Annotated in this window: 2 protein-coding genes; both read right to left on the bottom strand. The window is 69.6% G+C overall.

Features of this window, described 5'->3' with window-relative positions; all coding sequences use genetic code 11:
- Positions 1-112: 112 nt before the first annotated feature.
- Entirely contained in the window at positions 113-10,141 is a 10,029-nt protein-coding gene (locus OG780_RS43385; RefSeq protein WP_328457780.1) for a hypothetical protein, read from the bottom strand.
- A gap of 54 nt (positions 10,142-10,195) precedes the next feature.
- Positions 10,196-17,434, bottom strand: coding sequence for a SpvB/TcaC N-terminal domain-containing protein (locus OG780_RS43380; protein ID WP_328457778.1), 7,239 nt, complete (start codon positions 17,432-17,434; stop codon positions 10,196-10,198).
- Positions 17,435-17,708: the final 274 nt, after the last annotated feature.

Here is a 17,708-nt window from a genome sequence, read left to right as displayed (position 1 = left end):
CGGCACTTCCGACTGCGGACCGCGATGACTCAGCTATTGACCAGCATCGTCGCGGTCGTCGGCATTCTGCTTGGCGGCTGCCTGGGCTACCAACGCGTGCAGGCCCGCTGTGTCAGCCTCGGGGCCACACGGGAAGTCGACCGGAATAGCTGACGACGAGGAGTACGTCCTCGATTCGCTCGGTTTTGAAGAGCTCGGTGACCGGCGTCGTGTTCGGAAGCCGGAGCTCCCACACCCCGAGCGGGTTCCTGCCGATGATCGGTGTCCACGCACCGGCGTTGCCCTGACGAGTGCTGGCGGTGCCGTCGGTGACGGAGACGGCACCGCCGACCGCCGCCGTGGCGGTGGCCTCCTGGAACGTGAGGTCCACCTTCCCGAAGTCTCTCGAGGTCGGATCGAGACCGCTGACGTGGAACAGCAAATGGTCGATGCGCAGCTCGTCGAGGTTGGGCTGGTAGTCCTCCCGGACCGTCCTCAGCCGGACGAGCATCTGCTGCTCCGTGGCGAGGAGTTCGGGGTTGTGCAGGTCATACCACGCGTCAGGGAAGTCGTTGCGCAGGCTGAAGCCGCGGTGGACCTGCACGCTCGGCGACAGGCCGCGGATCACCTGCTGCCGGTAATCGAAGCTGTCGAGGGAGGTGTAGTCGAAGGTCACCAGGACGTCCGCGACGGTCCGGTAGTCGAAGGCGTTCGCGGCCTTGGGCATGCTGAACTGCCATGTGCTGGCGACGCCGTTGCCCTCGAACGGGAGGAGCAGGTCGCCCGACTGCTGGGGCTCTAGCGCGAACAGACCGGTGGCTTCCATGGGAGAGGTGAGGGCGACCTCTTCGGGTTGGCGGCGGATGGTGACGGACTGGAAGGTCTCCGGGCCGGTCACCACACGCGAGATCCCGGTCGACATCAGCGTGGCGTGGATGCCCTGGGTGGGCGGGACGAGCGCGATCACGGACACCCGCACGCGCTTGATCAGGCGCAGATAGTGGCCCGGGAAGTCGCGGTCGAAGAGGTCCATCGGAGTCTCGAAGATCATGACTCCGGTCTCACGGAAGCGCTGGAACTCCATCGGAGCGAGCCGGGCGAGTGAGACGGTCGTACTCAGCTGGAGCGTGCGTTGACGCGTGAGGAAGGCGTGCTGGTCGAGCGCTTCGATGTCGGATAGCAGACGAGCCGTCCCGGTGAGACCCTTGCGGTCGCTGCCCGGGCCGGAGCCGGACGTGTCGCCGGAGCTGGGGGCGCCGCCCCCAGCCGTGTAGTCGGCACTGATCGTCACGGGGGCCGACTCCTGCCGCTCGAAGGCGAGTTCTGTCGCCGCAAGGTTCGCCGTGGCCGCGGCCTCCCGCAGGAACGTGCGGTAGACGCCCTCCAGAACGGAACTCATCCAGTCGTACAACTCGACGCTGGTGAACTTGTTGGCCAGGAAGTCGACGGTCGCCCGGGCGTGGTCGGCGGTTAGAGCGCTGAGGGCGCCCTCCTGATGAACGATGCCAACCTGCTCGTTCGCCACAGTGATCTGTCGGTCGCCGATCGCCATGTCCACCGCGGCGAGCCGTTGCTGCAGGTCCCATTCCTGGGCCCGGCGCTCGTAGCCGGCGAGCGCGGATTGGACGGATGAGAGCGTCGAGTACTGGCTGGCTCGGCTGCTGTATGAGTTCGCCACCGTTCCGAGGAGCTGGGCGATCGGGCCCGCCTGGGCGAAGACGGCGGAGGCCGCCGCTCCCAGCGCGCCCACCAGACCACCCGGCAGGCCGCCCGCGACGCTACCGGCGAGGAAACCCGAACCCGCCTCGGCGAGGATTGGGACACCTACGGCTACCCCCTGGATCGCCGCCGACCAGATGTAGAGATCCTGCGAGATCGAGGCGTAGCGGGCCGCGTTGAGCAGGTAGTCCACGGCCGACTGCTCGGTCTTGCTGATCGGCTCCGTCAGGAGGGCTGCGTAGTGGTCGCGCTGGACCCGAGCGCGGTCTTGTTGGAGTTCGGCGAGGCCCACGCCGGATTGCGCCTCGGTCAATCGCAGGGCCTGCAACTGCTGGTTGGCCGCGGCCGCCGCGAGGTCCTGCCGGGCCCGCATGAGGTCGTAGGCTTGCCGATCACGCTGTTCCAACGCGGCCAGCATCTGCGCCTCGAGTTGGCCGGCGAGTTGGGCGAGGTGCCGGGCCCGTTCGATCAGTACCGCGTACCGGTACGGCGTGGGCGGGACGGCCGGTCCCGTCGCCGTCATCAGCTGCCCGCCCGGACCGAGTGCGGGCCGGCCGCTGACCGCGTCGGTGGGACTGGAGTACAGCTCCATTTCGCGTTTGGCTCCCGCGATGTTGCGGCAGGTGTGCAGCTTCCAGAGGCTCAGATCGAGATGGGAGCGGAGTGAGGTGGCCGTCACCGCGGGCGGGAGACAGAAGAGGTACTGCGGCGGTGCCAGGACCGGCGCCGGCACCGACGCGGGCGAACCTGCCGTACCTGTCGGCACCGGGAAAATTGGGCCGCCCGGAGGCGTGCACATGACGAAGCCGACGGCCTGCGCGGCGAAGTCGAGTCTCGCCGAGGTGAGTAGGGAGACGTGCGCCCGTTCTGTCAGATCCGCGTTCGTCGCGAGCACACGGCGCAGCGTCAGCTGCGGTGGCGCCCTGTGTAGTTGCGCCACCGTGAACGCCTCGGCGTCGGCCACCCGCCGGTCCCAGGGCTTGTCGGCGGCTGCGAGGATGCCCGCGAGACTTTCGAAGATCAGCTTACCGTCCGGCCAGATGAAGATGCCGGCTCGGGTGAGGCGGTCGGTGATCTCCCCGACGGCGGCGAGGGTCTCGGGCGGGACGGCGGCTCCAGGCTGGACGAGGACGCTTCCGAGCGGATCATCACACTTCTGCGGGCTGGTGCCCAGCTCGGGAACGTTCAGGCAGTCGGTGGCCGCCGCGTAGAGGAGGCGGGCCTTCCCCAGGGATTCCGGCGTGTCGCGGGTGAACTCGGCATCCCCGTAATCGGAGAGGCAATGTGCGACGGCGGTGGCCGTGTAGCGCAGGTGCGCGCCACGGCGGGTGGCGGCGAGCCGGTGCGGGTCCAGTGGGTCGAGCAGCCAGTCGGCCGCTGCCTGCTGGATGGCCACCGCCGGCAGTGCGGCCGATGCATCGAGTCCCGGGTAGATGGTGCGCTCGCCCACCGGGGCGGTGTAGTCGTAGACGGTGCGGAAGAGGGCTAGCGCCTCGTCCCAGTGGCCGGCTTCCTGGAGTTTGAGCGCGAGGTAGAGCGGTACGAGGTAGTACGCCTCCGTGAGCGGTGTGAGCACTGAGGGCGGGACGCCGTCGTTGGCCTTGAAGATCTGGTCCAGTGCGCTCGCCCGGCTCGTGTACCAGCCGTCGGGGATGTGCAGGGGGATGTCCCGCGGGGTGGTCACCATGGGCAGGTCGACGAACTTCACCGAACCGGCCAGCGAGTACTCCTCCTCGGTGTAGCGGAATCCGTAGGTGACGCGTGGATGCAGCGCGGAGGTGTAGACGAACACCCGGGTTCCGGAGTCGACACCGCAGTGCCGGGCCATGGGGCCGAGGTCGGCGAGCGTGCTCGTCCGCACCGGGACGCCGGTCTTGTCACCGACCCTCCAGTAGACGCGGTCGCCGTCCTCTTCACCGAAGACGTAGATCACCGAGCCGGGCGAGGAGCCGCCCGTGGCGGGCAACGCGCCGAGGAAGGCGCCGTCGGCGCCGCCTAGTGCGACGCTCATGCCCCCGACTGGCCAGGCGCGTCGCAGGCCCTGACTGCGGAACACCAGCCACGTCACCCCCCGGCTGCGCACGGCGGCGTACACGCCGTGGACCTCGTCCTCCAGCACGGACGGGTTGTTGGACTGCACGTGGATTGGCTGGACCATGTGGGCGGTCCAGTCCTCCGCGGTGCTCACCCACGCTCCGCTCTTCGGGTCCACCTCCCGCAGGTAGGTCCGGAAGTTACCGACGCTACGCACCACCACCGCCGGGAGCGGGTTCGGTGTGTCGTTGACCACCGGCACCACCTGCAGGTCGGCGAGTGGACCGGGCAGGTCGGTGATCTCGGTCGGAGCCCCCGACCAGGACCGGTCCAGCCCCTCGGCCGAGTGCTCGAACGCGACGAGGTCGAACTCCGCAACGTCGAGGTGCGACATCATCAACCGCTGTTGTCCCCCGAGCTCCTGGATTCGGTAGAACAGGGCGATGGAGCGCGTCGCCGGGGCCGCGCCGTACGAGACCGCACCGAGGATCTCGCTGCTCCAGCTCGGTTGGCCGGGCGCCGACGTCTGGTCGGAGTCCGGTACCAGATGCCAGACCAGGTTGCTCTCTCCCGGTCGTTGTTCGGCGTCCGTGGCGGTCCAGTAGAGCCTTCCGCTTTCCGCCGCCGCGAACTGGTAGAACAGGCTGCGGTACTGCATGGAGAGCGGACCGCAGGCTTCGGACAGCTTCACCAGGGTCCGTAGCTGACAGGTCGCCTGGACCTTGAGCGTGCAGATGTCACCGAAGTAGTCGGCATACCGGCCGGCGAGGAGGCACGCGCGTTGGGGGGCCAGACCGGTGTCCCCTTGCGCCTGCTCCAGGAGCCTGCGGTAGGCGGGCGTCTTGCGGGCCACCAGCATCGGGTGCAGGTAGTCCTCGACGTTGTAGTAGACGAACTTCGCCGCCCTCCAGTCCGCGTACGTCCCGATCCAGCGCCACTCCTGGTCGAAGTCGGGCGCGTCGAGAGCGATCTCGCCTCCCGGGACCGGGCTCCACTCGCCCCAGCCGCTGTGGGTGGCGAACGACCTCCGCAACAGGCCGCGCCGACCGCTGACGGCGAAGACCTCCAGCTGACCGGGTGCCGGTGCCACGGCCGCCGGGTCACCGTCCAAACCCGGCGGGTTCGCTGCCCCAGCGTCGAGGTCCGTCCACGGTTGCCAGGTCCCGTCGAAGGTCCTGAGGTGAAGATCGCCTCCCTGGGTCTTGAACAGTTCCAGGTGGTCGGGAAGCGACGAGACGAGCACGGGTTCCCGGTCCGATTCCAGTGCTCCGTTGAGGAGCTGCTCGTGCCACGTGCCGTCGAACCACCGGTGAACTGGTACCCGGATGGCCGGCGTCGGCGCACCGACCACCACGTCGATCCGCCCAGCCGGCCCGCTCACGGCGCTGGGCGAGGTCGTGCCCTCCCCGTCGACGTCCGTCCACGCTGTCCAGGAGCCGTCCCCCGTCCGGATCTGGAGCACGCCGTCGCTGTTGCGCAACGCGAGGACCGCCGTGGTGTCGACTCCGGTCGCCAGCACCGCCGGTGTGCCCGCGATCGCTCCGTCGAGCTGCTCCCAGGCGGACCAGTGCCCGTCGTAGGAGCGTCGCCACACGCACAGGTCCTCGCCCCGCACGACGACGTCGAGTCGACCAGGTCCGCTGGTCGACACGGACACGCCGGTGTCCGGTGCCAGCGGAACCGGAGGGCCTTCCAGGTGGTGCCAGGGCTGCCAGCGTCCGTCAAATTCCCGTTGCCAGAGCTTGCCGTCCATCGACCGGGCGAACAGGTGCAGTCGGCGTCCGCCCCAGGCGGCCACCGCCAGTCGGGCCAGTCCCCACGGCACTTCCTGGTGCAGCTGCCCCGCGTTCGCGGACCAGAGCAGCGTCTGCAGGGTCTCGGCCGCCTGGGCAATGCGAGTCGTGACGGCACAGCCGTCGGTCCGCGTGTCGATGAAGTAGCGTTCGGCGAAACGGTCGGCGCGCTCTGCCGGGGCGAGCCTGTCCGGGTCAGCGACCGCCAGCAGGGAATCGCGCAGTCGCGGCAGTTGGGTCTCCTCCACGGAGTCCACCGCGCGGCCGAGCCCGGTAATCGTGCTCTGCTGCTGGTCGATGCGCCCGTCGAGGACGCCCTGCCAGTCCCGGCGCGCTGTCCGCCAGGTTGTGGCGAGCCCGGCGTCCTCGGGCGACGGCTCGGGCGCACCCGACGTCTGCTCGTCCGCGTGGCGGAAGAACTCGGGTCCGAGCAGCAGGCCGTGCGCCTCCTCCTCGTCCCGCCAGGCCGCGAACGAACGCCGCTTCCGGGCTTCGGCGAGGACGGCGTAGCACGCCAGCCACTCGGCGGAGGTGATTCGCTGGCCGTTGGAGGCGTAGAGGCCCAGTCGCCGGACGAGCTCGAAGCTCGACCGGTCGAGACCTAGTTGGTCGAGCCGTTCCTGGCCAGGGACGCCCTGGTCGGCGGGCGTGCCGAACTCCGCGATCACCGAGCGGTCGGCGTCCAGACCGTCCGGGCTCGTCACGATCCGCTCCCATCCGGTACGTGCGTCGGGCGCGGTCTCTCTGGTCGTCTGAAGCGCCGTGCGCCAGCCGTCGACGCACCCGCGTCGCTGGCCCCACAGGTGGAACGCCGTGTTTCCGGGATCGACCGTTCGGAGGTCGAGTGGTCCGATCACGTCGGGATCGAGCAGCGGGCGCCAACAGCGGGTCTGCAGCAGTTGCTGCCAGGTCTGCCGGGCCCCGGCGGGCGCCCGCCAGGGCGGCAGACTCGGCCGCAGGACTTGCCAGTCGACCAGGTGGTGATCCCCTTCCTCCGTCAGCCAGGCCGGGTAGAGGTGTTTGATCTTGTGGGCGCCGGCCAGGGCGTCGAGGGCAGCGGTCCGGTCAGCCTCGCTCGGCTGCGGGCCCCCGGCGGCCCCGATTTCCGCCCGGACAGCCATGATGAGGCGGAATTCCGCTTCGCTCAGGTGGAACGTGTCGGCGATCTGCTGCGCGGCCACCGCGGCCGCCGGTCCGCCGCTGTCCAGGTCCGTCAGCACGCCGACCGGGTCGGGCACTACCGGATCGCCGGGGTCGGGGCTCCCGAGTGCGAACCGCAGCACGCGGTCGAAGCCCTCCGCGGCCAGCAGGGAGGCGAGCTCGGCGCGCGCCTGCGCGAGCGCGGAGCGGCGCGTCTCCAGCACCGGCGCGCCGGGGTTGCCGAACAACTCCTGGAGGTCCGCAGGCCGCACCCGGTCTGGGTCGAGCAACGGCGCGTCGGACGGGGGCGGCCAGAGGCCGTCGACCGGTTCGCGCAGTGCCTTCCAGAACCGCTCGCCGTCCAGGCCTACGCCGGCGGCCCGTTCGTCGGCGCGCCACTGGGTGAACCGTCGGGCCTTCCGGGCCTGGACCAGGATCGACTCGGCCTCACGTCGCACAGCGACCCCGGCCGCGCCGGGTGCGTCGCCGTCCTGAGCTGTCCGGACGGCCGCCAGCCGCTGGACCGCCTCCGGGACGAGGCCGAGGCCCGCCGCCGTGTCCTCGGCCGCCCGTAGATCGGCGGCCGACGACGGGGCCGCGAGGCGAGCGGCCAGGGCATCGAACTCCGCCCGGGTGGTGCCGGTTTCAGCATCGACGGTCGCTCCTAGGCCTTGGGCGTCCGTGGCCGCGCGGAGCTCGGTCAGCCAGTCGTCCACCGTCGCACGCCGAGCGGTCCAGAGCGCGAAGGCCGGGTCTGTCGGCCGTGGATGGCGGAAGTCCTCCGGTCCGAGGAGGTCTGGGTCGATCACCGGCGGACGCTGCGACTGCCGGTAGAGGAACGCCACCGCGGCGAGGTAGGAGGGGTCGGCCGACAGCCCTAGGAGGACGTCACGATCCTCGGGCCGCATGGGCCCGGCGAAGGACAGCTCGCCAGCGCTGTATTCGATGCGCCCTGCCAGGGCCGCGGGGAAAACCGTGCCGGGCGGGAGGGTCGCCAGCGGTGCGGCGCTCCGACCGTCGCGGTAGGCGTCGGAGGGGTGGTCGGTTCCGGCCCAGATCTCGCGCAGTCGCCGCAGCCGCCACGCGGCGAGCGCCGGAAGGCCGCTGATGGTGAGGGTTCGATCATCCATGAGGTAGGCGAGCCGTACGGACCCCGCGAGCCCGCTGCCGTTGTCGGAGGTCAGCGTGAGTGACCCGTCCGCCGTGGGGGCGTCGCCGTGGCCGACGGCCTGCAGGTGTTCCCGGTCCCGGTAGAGAATCAGCTGAAAGGCATCGGGCGTTAGTTGGACCAGGTCACCGTGGACGAGGCCGTCGTCGTCCGTTGAGACTCCCCAGGTCGGGGTGGACAGCGACCAGCGGACGAGCTGGCCGGAGTCGTCCCGCAGGGTGGGCCCGTCGGAGAGCGGGTCCCGTCGGGTGTCCGCGAGCCCGAACAACCGCTCCAGGGAGGCCTCCGTGAGGGCGTCGGTCGAGGCGGGTGCCGCGTCCGGGTCGAGCAGCAGCCGGTCCAGTTCGTCGCCGGGACCGGTCACCGGGTCGGGCCGCGGCACGGTGAGGGCGATGCCGAGCCGATCGGCCAGCGCCCGACGGTACTCCGGGCTCTCGGCCCGGGCACGGCGCAGCTCGTCGTACGAGGTGCCGATCGCGGTCAGCAGCAGGCTGTAGACGGTGGAACAGTAGTCGCGCTCGGCCGCCGCCAACTCCGCCTCGCACACCGGATCGGACAGGGGACGGTCGCCGAGGACGCTGCGAAGCACCTCGGCACAGATCCGCGCCTGGCGGACGGTCTTGCCGACCGCCCCGCACTCGGCAGGCAGGTCGGCCAGCGGCTGGTGCAGCCGCTCGACCAGGAAGTCCAGCGTGGCCGGGGCGTTGTCCGTGGTCAGGACGCGCAGCGAGTAGTCCAGCAGGTCGGCGAGGTAGGCGGCCGGTCCGACTGCGGTACGGCATTCCGCGCAGCCGCAGCTGCTGGCGCCGGGAAGCGCAACGGGGTCCGCGAACGGAGTCCCGAGCTCTGCGGGGTAGCCGTTCGCGGCACCCGAGCCGATTCCGGACAGTACGCCATCCAGGAAGTGGGTCTGGGCCACCGCGGCGTCGTGCAGGACGGGCAGTAGCCGCTCGTCGAGGTTCGGGTAGGACGCCGCGATCCGGGCCGTGAAGTCCTGCTTTCGGGCACGGGCGATCTTCAGGACGGAGGTGAATCCGCCGTCCAGGACCGCAGTGGTGACCACTGGGTCCTGGGAGAGCCGGTCGAGGTCGGCTAGCGCGGCCAGGCGGCGGAGGTCCGCGTCCCCGGCGGACAGTCCCTCGATCCCGCCGGGCCCGCCCGCGTGGCGGATGTCGGCCATCGTTCCGATGCCGCGGGCGGCGAGCTGCGCCACCAGTTCCTGGGGAAGGCGCAGGTCGTCGTGGGCGAGACTCGCCGAGGGATCAGGCAGGTCGAAGCGGACCTCGAGCGGGTGGAGGCCCGGTCTGTCCGGAACCGCCACGGTGGCCGTGGGGTGGCTTCCGTCGGGAAGCGCGACAGCGATGTGGGCCGTGGGATCGTGGTGATCGCTCACCGCCCAGTAGCGGAAGGTGACCACGCCCGAGTCGTCCGTCAGCCCCTCCGTTGCAGGGTCCGTCAATTCAGCGGGACAGCCCGCCAGCGGCGTACGGGTGCGCGCGTCGACGAGCCGGAGGGTGAGTTCCGTCTCCGCCATCGCCCGCTGGTTCAGACGGGCAGCGATCGCCCGGGTCCGCTCGCCGAGCCATGAGGGCACCGTGCGTGCCCGAACCGCCTCGTCCAGCACCTGGGTTAGCTCGTCCTCCCCGCTGTCGGTGAGCGCCGCGAACACCTCCTTCAGCAGCTGTCGGCGCTCGGCCGCGTCATCGATGTCCGGGAAGACCGCGAAGGAGTTCGGCATGGAGAACCGTGCGAGGCCGTAGAAGGCTTCCGCCGGCAGGCCGGTCCGCCGGGCCAGTCCGGCCGCAGCACTGGCGAACGCGATGGTGGTCCGGTCCTCTCCGACGTCGTCGGCCAGGAATGTCCAGTCGTCGTAGGTGAGTTCGGCTACGGGTACGCCCGCGATCTCGGGGGTGATGGCGGCCATCACTCGCTCGTACTCGGACCACGCATCGTCCGTCGGCTCTGCGATGATCTCGACCCGGCACTCGGGCCCCACGTTGAACGTCGGCCGCGCCGGGTCCTGCTCGTGGTCGTCTACCAACAGCCGCAGTACCGTCCAACCCGGTGCTCCCCGCCCGAACAGCCGCACGACCAGATCCGGTCCGCCCTCGTCGACCGACCGGAATTGCTTGCCGCGGTACTCGATCGAAAACCCGCCCTGCTGGTCCGTCTCAGCCCGCCCCAACTCCTGTTCATCGAAAGGCCGCAGACTCGGCAGCTCGCGGTCCACGGCGACGACCGTGACACCCGCCAGCGGTTCGCCGTTCGCGTCACGCACCTGGCCCCGGAGGCCGAACGACTCTGGCATGGGGATATCCCTTCCTCAGGAGGAATGGCCGCAGTGACGTGCAGGGAAGCTCAATCAGCCACCGCTCGTAACCCATCTCATGAGAGCGTTCCACCACGCTGTAACCTCCCAGTGCTCGGGCGGACTGATTATCTCCTTGTTCGCCAGATCGGTCGGACTTCCACCGAATTTCACCGGATGAACCTCATGGATGTCCGTCCAGGTACTTTTGAAGAACTTCAAGAATTTCCTACGCAGAGCATTATTGGCAACTTTTTTGGCTTCCTTCGCCGCCTCATATTCTGCGTCGCCAAGCACACGGAACGGTCCTGTCGGACGCGGCCGCCCCGCTGGATATCCGCTCCAGTCAACGATACTAAACTCTCCTTCGGCCCCCTTAATCGCCTTCACCGCCTTGGCCGAAGACTTGGGTTTGAGTGCAGAGGCGTAGATGTCCTGTGCGGACGTGCCGTGGCTAGCATTTGATTCTTCGATCCGGCGGCGGGCGATTTGCATGAAATCACGAGCGGACGTGGGTTTCGAGACGACCTCGCGCGCAGGGCGAAGGTATTCCAACGCTTTGCCTCCAGCCCTGGCAACGCCTGCGCCAATTCCTTCAAGTGCTAGATTCTGTCCCAGATGCCGGCCGATGAGCTCCGCACCCTCATGCATCGGATCGACTGTCGTCCTGGGGAGTCCCAGCCATTCACCAGCAACTCCGTTCCACATACCCTTGACAGTGTGAATAACATCTTGGCCCTCGATTCGCCCCATGCCCTCGGCACGCTTCAGGGCCTGCGGCTCTGAAGCCTGCGGCTGGAAAACCTCTTCAACATTTCCGTATTCAGCGACACTGATCTCCTGAATCCCATCCTTCACCTCAGAGGAAATCTCGGACTGGGTGACGTTGAACCGATATCGGTCGGATCCTTCCGGCGGTCCAGTCTGCGTTCCATCGGAATCCATGACGCTGACGGGGTTTCCCTGCATGGCTTGATATAGATTCAGGCCGTCCACGGCCCCGGCCGGGTCGGGGGTGATCCAGCGGGTGATCCAGGGGGCGTAGTAGCGGTAGCCGAAATAGTAGAGGCCAGATTCGGTGTCCTGTTCCTTGGCGCTGTACCGGTAGCGCTTCTCCGGGTGGCTGCCGAAGGAGGTCTCGCCGTAGGGGGTGTATTCCTCGCGGCTGACTGGCGCGCCGGCATCGTCGAGGACGATATGGCTGCTGCTGAGATGGTCGCCGAGGTGGTATTGCACGGCGGGGGTGGTGTCGTGCGGAAAGGCGGGGCCGATGCGGACGGTGGCGATGCGGGTGCGTCCGTCGGCGACGTGGACGGTGTCGTGATGGACGCGTCCGCCCATGCCCGTCAGCCACCGCTGTTCGAACCAGCCGTCGATGTAGACCGTGACGGTCACCTGCGGGCCTTCCCGGACGATCTTCTTCACCCGTTGGCCGGCTGCGTCGTACAGGTAGCGGGCGACGACGGTGGGCTCGGCGGCGTCGACCTGGGTGCAGTACTCGGCGAGCCGGTCGGCGTGGTCCCAGTCGAAGTGGCGGCTGGTGCCTTCGCCGGTGAGGTTGCCGTTCTCGTCGAACTGGTGGTCGATCACTGTGCCGTTGCCCAGGGTCATTCCCTGGAGGCGGTTGCTGAGTGGTGCACGGGCGTAGGTACGGGTGGTGCCGGCGCCTGCGGCGAGGTGTTTCAGCTCTTCGAGGCCGCCGAGTTCGTCGTAGCGGTAGGTCTCGGTGTAGGCACGGGTCTGCGTCGGGTCGGTGCAGCGCGGTGCGCCGAGCCAGGGGGTGACCGGGGGCACGTCGCATTCGCGCCCGGTGGCCGTGCGCAGGCGGTAGAGCGGGTCGTAGCCGAAGTCCCGGTCGAGGGCGTCGCGGCCGAGGGGGGTGTTGCGGACGCCGCTGCCAGGCGCGCGGTCGCGGATGCGCAGGACGTTCCCGCTCAGGTCGTGGTCGTAGCCGAAGTCCTGCTCGACGGGGCCGGTGGGACGGTAGAGGTGGTCCCCGATCTGTTGGACGTGTTCGGTGCGCAGGCGGCGCAGGCGCAGCGTGTCCCGGTCGTAACTGCAGCGCGTCATGGTTCCGTTGCCGTAGATCGTCAGGATGCGCTGTCCTTGTGCGTCGTAGGCGATGTGCTCGACGAAGGTCTCGGTGAGCGATGTGCCCGCTGGGCCCGGTCGCGCGAGGGCGATGCTCTCCAATGCACCTGCTCGGTTGTAGCTCGGCACCATGGTCCGCTGGAGGCCCTCGGCGTCCCGGGGGAGGGTCAGCCGGTACGGGCGGCCAAGTGCGTCATAGCGGGCGACGGTCGTCTGCCCGTCGCTTTCCAGGGGGACGGTGGTCGGATCGGTCCAGTCCGGGCGGAACCGTTGTGGGGAGAGAAGGGCGGAGTCCTCCACGACTTGTCGGGTCTTCTCCTGGAGCGACCCGGTGAAGTCGTACCGCTCGCAGGTGAGGCGGCCGGCGCCGTCCCACTGTCGGTGGACGCGACCGAGGCGGTACGCGGCTCGGGCCGCCGTGCGGTCCGCGGTGGATTGGTCGGGGGTGCCACCGTCGCCGTACTCGGTGCGCTCCACCAGAGTGAGCGGCGCTCCGGTGCGTTCGCGTGCCCAGGTGCGGATCGGGCGGTTCAGGCCGTCGTAGCAGCGGAGCGTAAACCCACCACGGCCGTCGCGGTGTTCGACCGGAGACCCACCGGCGTCGTGGACGACCGCACGGTCGCCGGAATCGGCCGCGATGACCCTGAGTGGCCGGTTTGCCAGATCGTAGGTGTAGCGGAACGCTGGCCGCTGGAGGGTGTCGCTGACCTGGACGGGGTTGCCCCGGGAGTCGTAAATGGTGCGCGTGTGGTACTCAACCGGCGGGGGGAGGGGGTCGGTCGGCCCGGTGGGGGCCTCGCGGTGGCGCACGACCTCGTCCACTGGACGCCCGCGGGCGTCCGTGCAGATGCTGGACGGTGTGTCGTGGTGGTGCCGGTAGCCGGCGGTGGTCTCGGGGTGGGTGCGGCCGGCGTTGTCGTTGGCGTCGTAGAGGTAGGTCTCCCAGGGAGTGGGTTCGTAGCTGTCCGGGTGGGTCAGGTCGGGCTCGGCGATCGTGCCGGGCACACCGTGGACGGCCACGTGCTGCGCCCCGTCGGGTTGGACGGTTCGTACCACTCTGCCGAGCGGGTCGTAGAAGGTGGTGACGGAGCGGCCGAGTTCCGCCTCGCCGGGGCGGAGGTACTCCCAGCCGTCGGAGAGGAACGGCTCGTAGGACTCGACCACCCGGCCCTTGTTGTCGTAGGTCTGCCACCCGCTGACCACGACGTGCGGATCACCGGCCGGCGGTGGAAGGCCGGTGATGTCGGCGCGGGCGTCCTCGGCCTGGTCGGCCGGGAGCACGGCCGCGCCACCGCCGAACACCGCGTCGCCGAAGCGGATCTCCTCGCCCAGGGCGCGCGTCTGGAGCAGACGTCCGAACCCGTCGGAGTACTCGACCGTGGTGATGGTGGCGTCGCGTTCGTCCGCCGGAATGTCGGTATCGGTGTCGTGGTGCACACGGCGCTCGGAGCGGACGTGGATCGGTTGCCGTGCTTCGGGCGGGCTGTCGTCGTAGGCGGTGAGCTCGTACCGCAGGCGGACACCGGGCTGGAGTTGGTCGCCCTCGGCCGCTGTCCGGCCGCGGACGGAGGAGGTCGCCAGCAGGCCGAGCGGAGTGTAGGTGAACCTGTGCTCGGCACCGTTGGCATCGGTCACGGCGCTCGGCCGGAGGACGCGGTAATCGTACGCGGCGGACGTGGTCAGTCCAGCGGCGTCGGTCGCCCGCACGGGCAGCAGGGCGTAGCCGTCGTACTCGATCACGACCCGGTGGCCGTCGGGTGCGGAGACAGTCCAGAGCGGGTCTAGGGCCTCCAGCAGCAGGCCTCGGCCGTCGGTAATTGGGACGGTCTGGAAGTCGAAGCGGCAACGTGCGGTCTGGGCGAACCAGCCGCGCGGCTCGCGGTCGGGGTCGTCGCCTCCGGGCTGGAAGGCGTAGCCGGCCAGCGGCGCCAGACCGCTGCGGAACTCGGCGGGGTGGTCGTCCGTCCACGCTGGTGGCTCGTCGGGGACGAGGTAGGGCGGCACCTGGTCGCCGTATGCGTCGGCCAGCACCTGTTCGGTGAGCACCAGTTCCTCGGACCGGACCGCCGCGCCGCGCTCCACCTGACCGCGCGGCAGGCCCGCGAAGGCAGGGCCGTCAAAGTGGTGCACCGTCTGGCCGTTCAGGCGCAGCCCGGGCCGCGGGTCACCCGGGCGGGCGAGGGCGAGTTCGGTGACCGTCGCACCCTCGGTGCCGGTGAGCTCGAACGTCGTGGCGCTGGCGACCCGGTCATGCAGGTGGATGTCTGGCCGGGTTGGGGCGGCGTACTCGGTGCGGGTGCTGGTGGCGAGGTAGCGTTCGGTGGGCCGGTCTCCGATGGCTCGCCAGCCACGTGGGCAGGCGATCTCGGCCGTGAACCGGGATCGTCCGAAGGGGTCGAAGGCGCCCCCGTCGCGGTAGTCGAGGTACGTGAGCACGGTCATCGGGTCATCGCCGCGCTCCCACCGGGTGGTGCGTTCGGCCAGGCGGTGCGGAAAGAAGACGTTCGGCGTGTCGCCGTCGGTGCGAGCCAGGTCGTCGCGCAGGTCGCCCCGTCGCAGCCTTGTGACCAGTCCGGCGCTGCCCGCGTCGGGCGGGACCAGGCTCAGCCCGTAGACGTACTCGGTGACCGTGACGGGCCTGCTCTCCCACGCCGATCCGTCCAGGCTGTAGAGCTCCGTCCGCAGGACGCTGCCTCGGAGCGCCCGCAAGGCATCCCGTTTGGCGCGGCGGGCGGCTGGGTCCTGGGGGAACGAGGCGAGGAAGGCATCGACCTCGCCGTGGTCGAGCAACTGGCCGTCGCTCGGCCAATGTTCACCGGTGAGGTCGAGCGCGGACCAGTCGCCACGGGCGGGGCCGACGGCCCCGAGGTGGAACCAGGTCCGCTGCAGGGTGGGTGGGGAAAAGAACCGCGGCGGTACTGGGTCGGTGGCCCGGTCCGTGCCCGGTCCGGCGCGCACATGGTCCTCGAAGGTCTCCGTGTCGCGCTGCTCGACCAGGCCAAAGCCGTGGAACTCGCGCTCTGCCCCGTCCCAGTAGCCGTGCCGGTACCGGTATTCGGTAGTCCGTCTGGAGCGGGAGAACTCGTCCCTCACCTCGACGCGTTCGACCACCTGGACGGGGAACGGCAAAGGAGTCCGCCATCGAGTCGAGGGGGTGCGCCGGTCTTCGACCGCGAACCGGGTGGACGGCGCGTACCGCACCGCGGTCACCGCACCAAGGTGGTTGTCCATCACGTCGAGCAGGTAGGGTTTCGTGCCACCGGTGAGGTCGAGGAACCACAGGCCGACCCGACCGGCGCCGGCCGGGTCCGCGGTCCACAGGACGCCCGCCACACCGGTGCCGAGCAGGTCCACGAGCCGCACGCCGTCGGTGGTGGTGACCGGCGGCGTGCCCGGGATGACGACGGGATCCTCGCTCCAGCCGTTGCCGCTGTGGTTGACCCAGAGCAGTACCTGGCGGGCGTCCACGTAGACCAGGTCGGCGAGACCGTCGCCGTCCACGTCGCCCAGCAGTACCCGGCCGGGGTCGTAGCCGAAGGGAAGCCCCAGTCCGTGGCGCATGGTGACGGGGCGCCCCCAACTGCCCCGTCCGAGGTTGGGCCAGTAGCGGACGGCAGCACCCTGGACCAGGACGATGTCCTGCAGACCGTCGCCGGTCATGTCGGCGAGCTTCACCCGTGGGTCGGAGAACGGAAGATCCGGAAACCCCTCAAGAACCGAGCGTTCGATGTACCGGGTGTCGTACCAGCCCTTGACCGGGTGGTTGAAGAAGCACTCCAGACTGCCGGCGGCCCGCAAGGCGTCGGTGACACCGTCGCCGTCCAGGTCCGTCAGCCGGACCTGCCGGTCTTTCAGGTCGAAGCTCGGCGCCCGTTCGTAGCGGCGGAACGAAGCCCGGTCCCAACTTCCTTCCGCCCCAAGGGGGTAGTAGCCGGCCCGCCCGGCAGCGGTGACCATGAGGTCGGCGCGTCCGTCCCCGTCGGCGTCGACGAGTTGGACGCCGTGATCGCTCAGTGCCAGACCCGCGGGCGCGTCGCGCATCGGCCGGGGCAGGTCGAACCGCCCATCACCGAGATTCCGCCAGTAGCGCACGGTGCCGTTCATCTGCAGAAGGTCCGGCAGGCCGGTGCCGAAGAGGTCGACCAACTCGGTGTCCGGTCGAGCCGGCGACAGCGGCGGAAGGTCGGCACCCATGACCTGCTGGAACCGGCGTTCAGCGGGTATGAACCGTGTGTAGTCGAACTCCAGGGGCGGTAGCTCGTCCACGGGACTGCCGTCGTCGTAGCCGCTGACCTCCAGTCGGCTGAGCAGTGAGAAGCCGTTCGCGGAATCCGCCCGGTATCGGAACCGGTACTCGCGAACGGGAGCGAGCGTGTCCGCCTCGGTCTGCACCACCACGCGCCGGCATCGTCGTGAGGTCCGAATCTCGAAGCCCGCCCGGTAGTGCGAGTAGGCGTCCTGCCGGGGCTCGTACTCGAACCGGACATGGACCAGGAACCTCGGCGCGTCGGCAGGGCCATGGTCGACGTAGTCGACGTTGGTGAGCAACGGCTGGTCCCAAACGTGCGGCCCCTCGTCGCCGCTGTCCCGCTGGTCCCGGCGGTAACCGTACTCGATCATGTTCCCGAACGTGTCGCGGCTGCGGGTGATCGCCCACGCGTAGACAGGACATCCCTCGGCCTGGGGGTTCCGGGTGACGGCGGGGTCGAACCAGCCCAGCGGGGCAGGCTTCGGTCTAGGTGTGCCGTACCAGCTCGTCGAGCCGTCCTTGGCTGTGACCTCCCAGTAGTCCTCGGCACCGTCAGCGATGTGGTCGATCTGAGCGAAGAGCCCCTCGGTACGGGGTCGGTAGGTCACCCGCCCGGGGAGGGCACCGGACATCGGAACCAGGTCCTCGGCACCGGAGAGGACAAACACGTCGTCCGGCCCGTACCGGGGCACGCCCTTGCCCGTCCGACGGCTCACGCCGGGAACGGTGAGGCTCCACCCCAGGCCGAACGGGCCGTTGCCCTGGCCCGTGCTGTACACGAGGCCGAGCCGGGGCTGGAATCCGCAGCGCCCCGGAGGCAGGGCCAGCGGAACGGTGAAGTTTCCCGTTCCGGTGTGCAGGTCAGGGGTGAACTTCTCACCGATGCCGTGCAGGGCACCGCCCCCGGTAGGTGTGCTGATGATGGCGCTCGGCGCGCTTGCCGCGTCGCTCATGGCCGCCTGCCTGCGAGTTCTCGTCGGCCCCACGACGGTGGTTCCCGCCGCGAGCGGCTTACATTTCCACCTTGACGCGAACGACGTGCGGACGCATGTCGAGCGGAGCTCTGCCGCGGGTGCCCACTGCCGAGCCGAACGCGCTCGACCCACGGGTCGGGGGTGAGGACGGCGCCCTGGCGACCGTGATCCTCTCCGAAGGAGGCCCCCAAACGCCCGGCGCCGCGCCGCGGGGCCGGTACACCATGGGCCCACCGATGCGGGAACCTAGGAC

Origin of the sequence: Streptomyces sp. NBC_00386 (assembly GCF_036063235.1) — a bacterium.
Classification (GTDB): domain Bacteria; phylum Actinomycetota; class Actinomycetes; order Streptomycetales; family Streptomycetaceae; genus Streptomyces.
This window is presented reverse-complemented; position numbering and strand designations above follow the sequence as displayed.

Coding starts and splice junctions, on each gene's coding strand:
- OG780_RS43385 (WP_328457780.1), bottom strand. CDS start 10,141: ATGCCAGAGTCGTTCGGCCTCCGGGGCCAGGTGCGTGACGCGAACGGC.
- OG780_RS43380 (WP_328457778.1), bottom strand. CDS start 17,434: ATGAGCGACGCGGCAAGCGCGCCGAGCGCCATCATCAGCACACCTACC.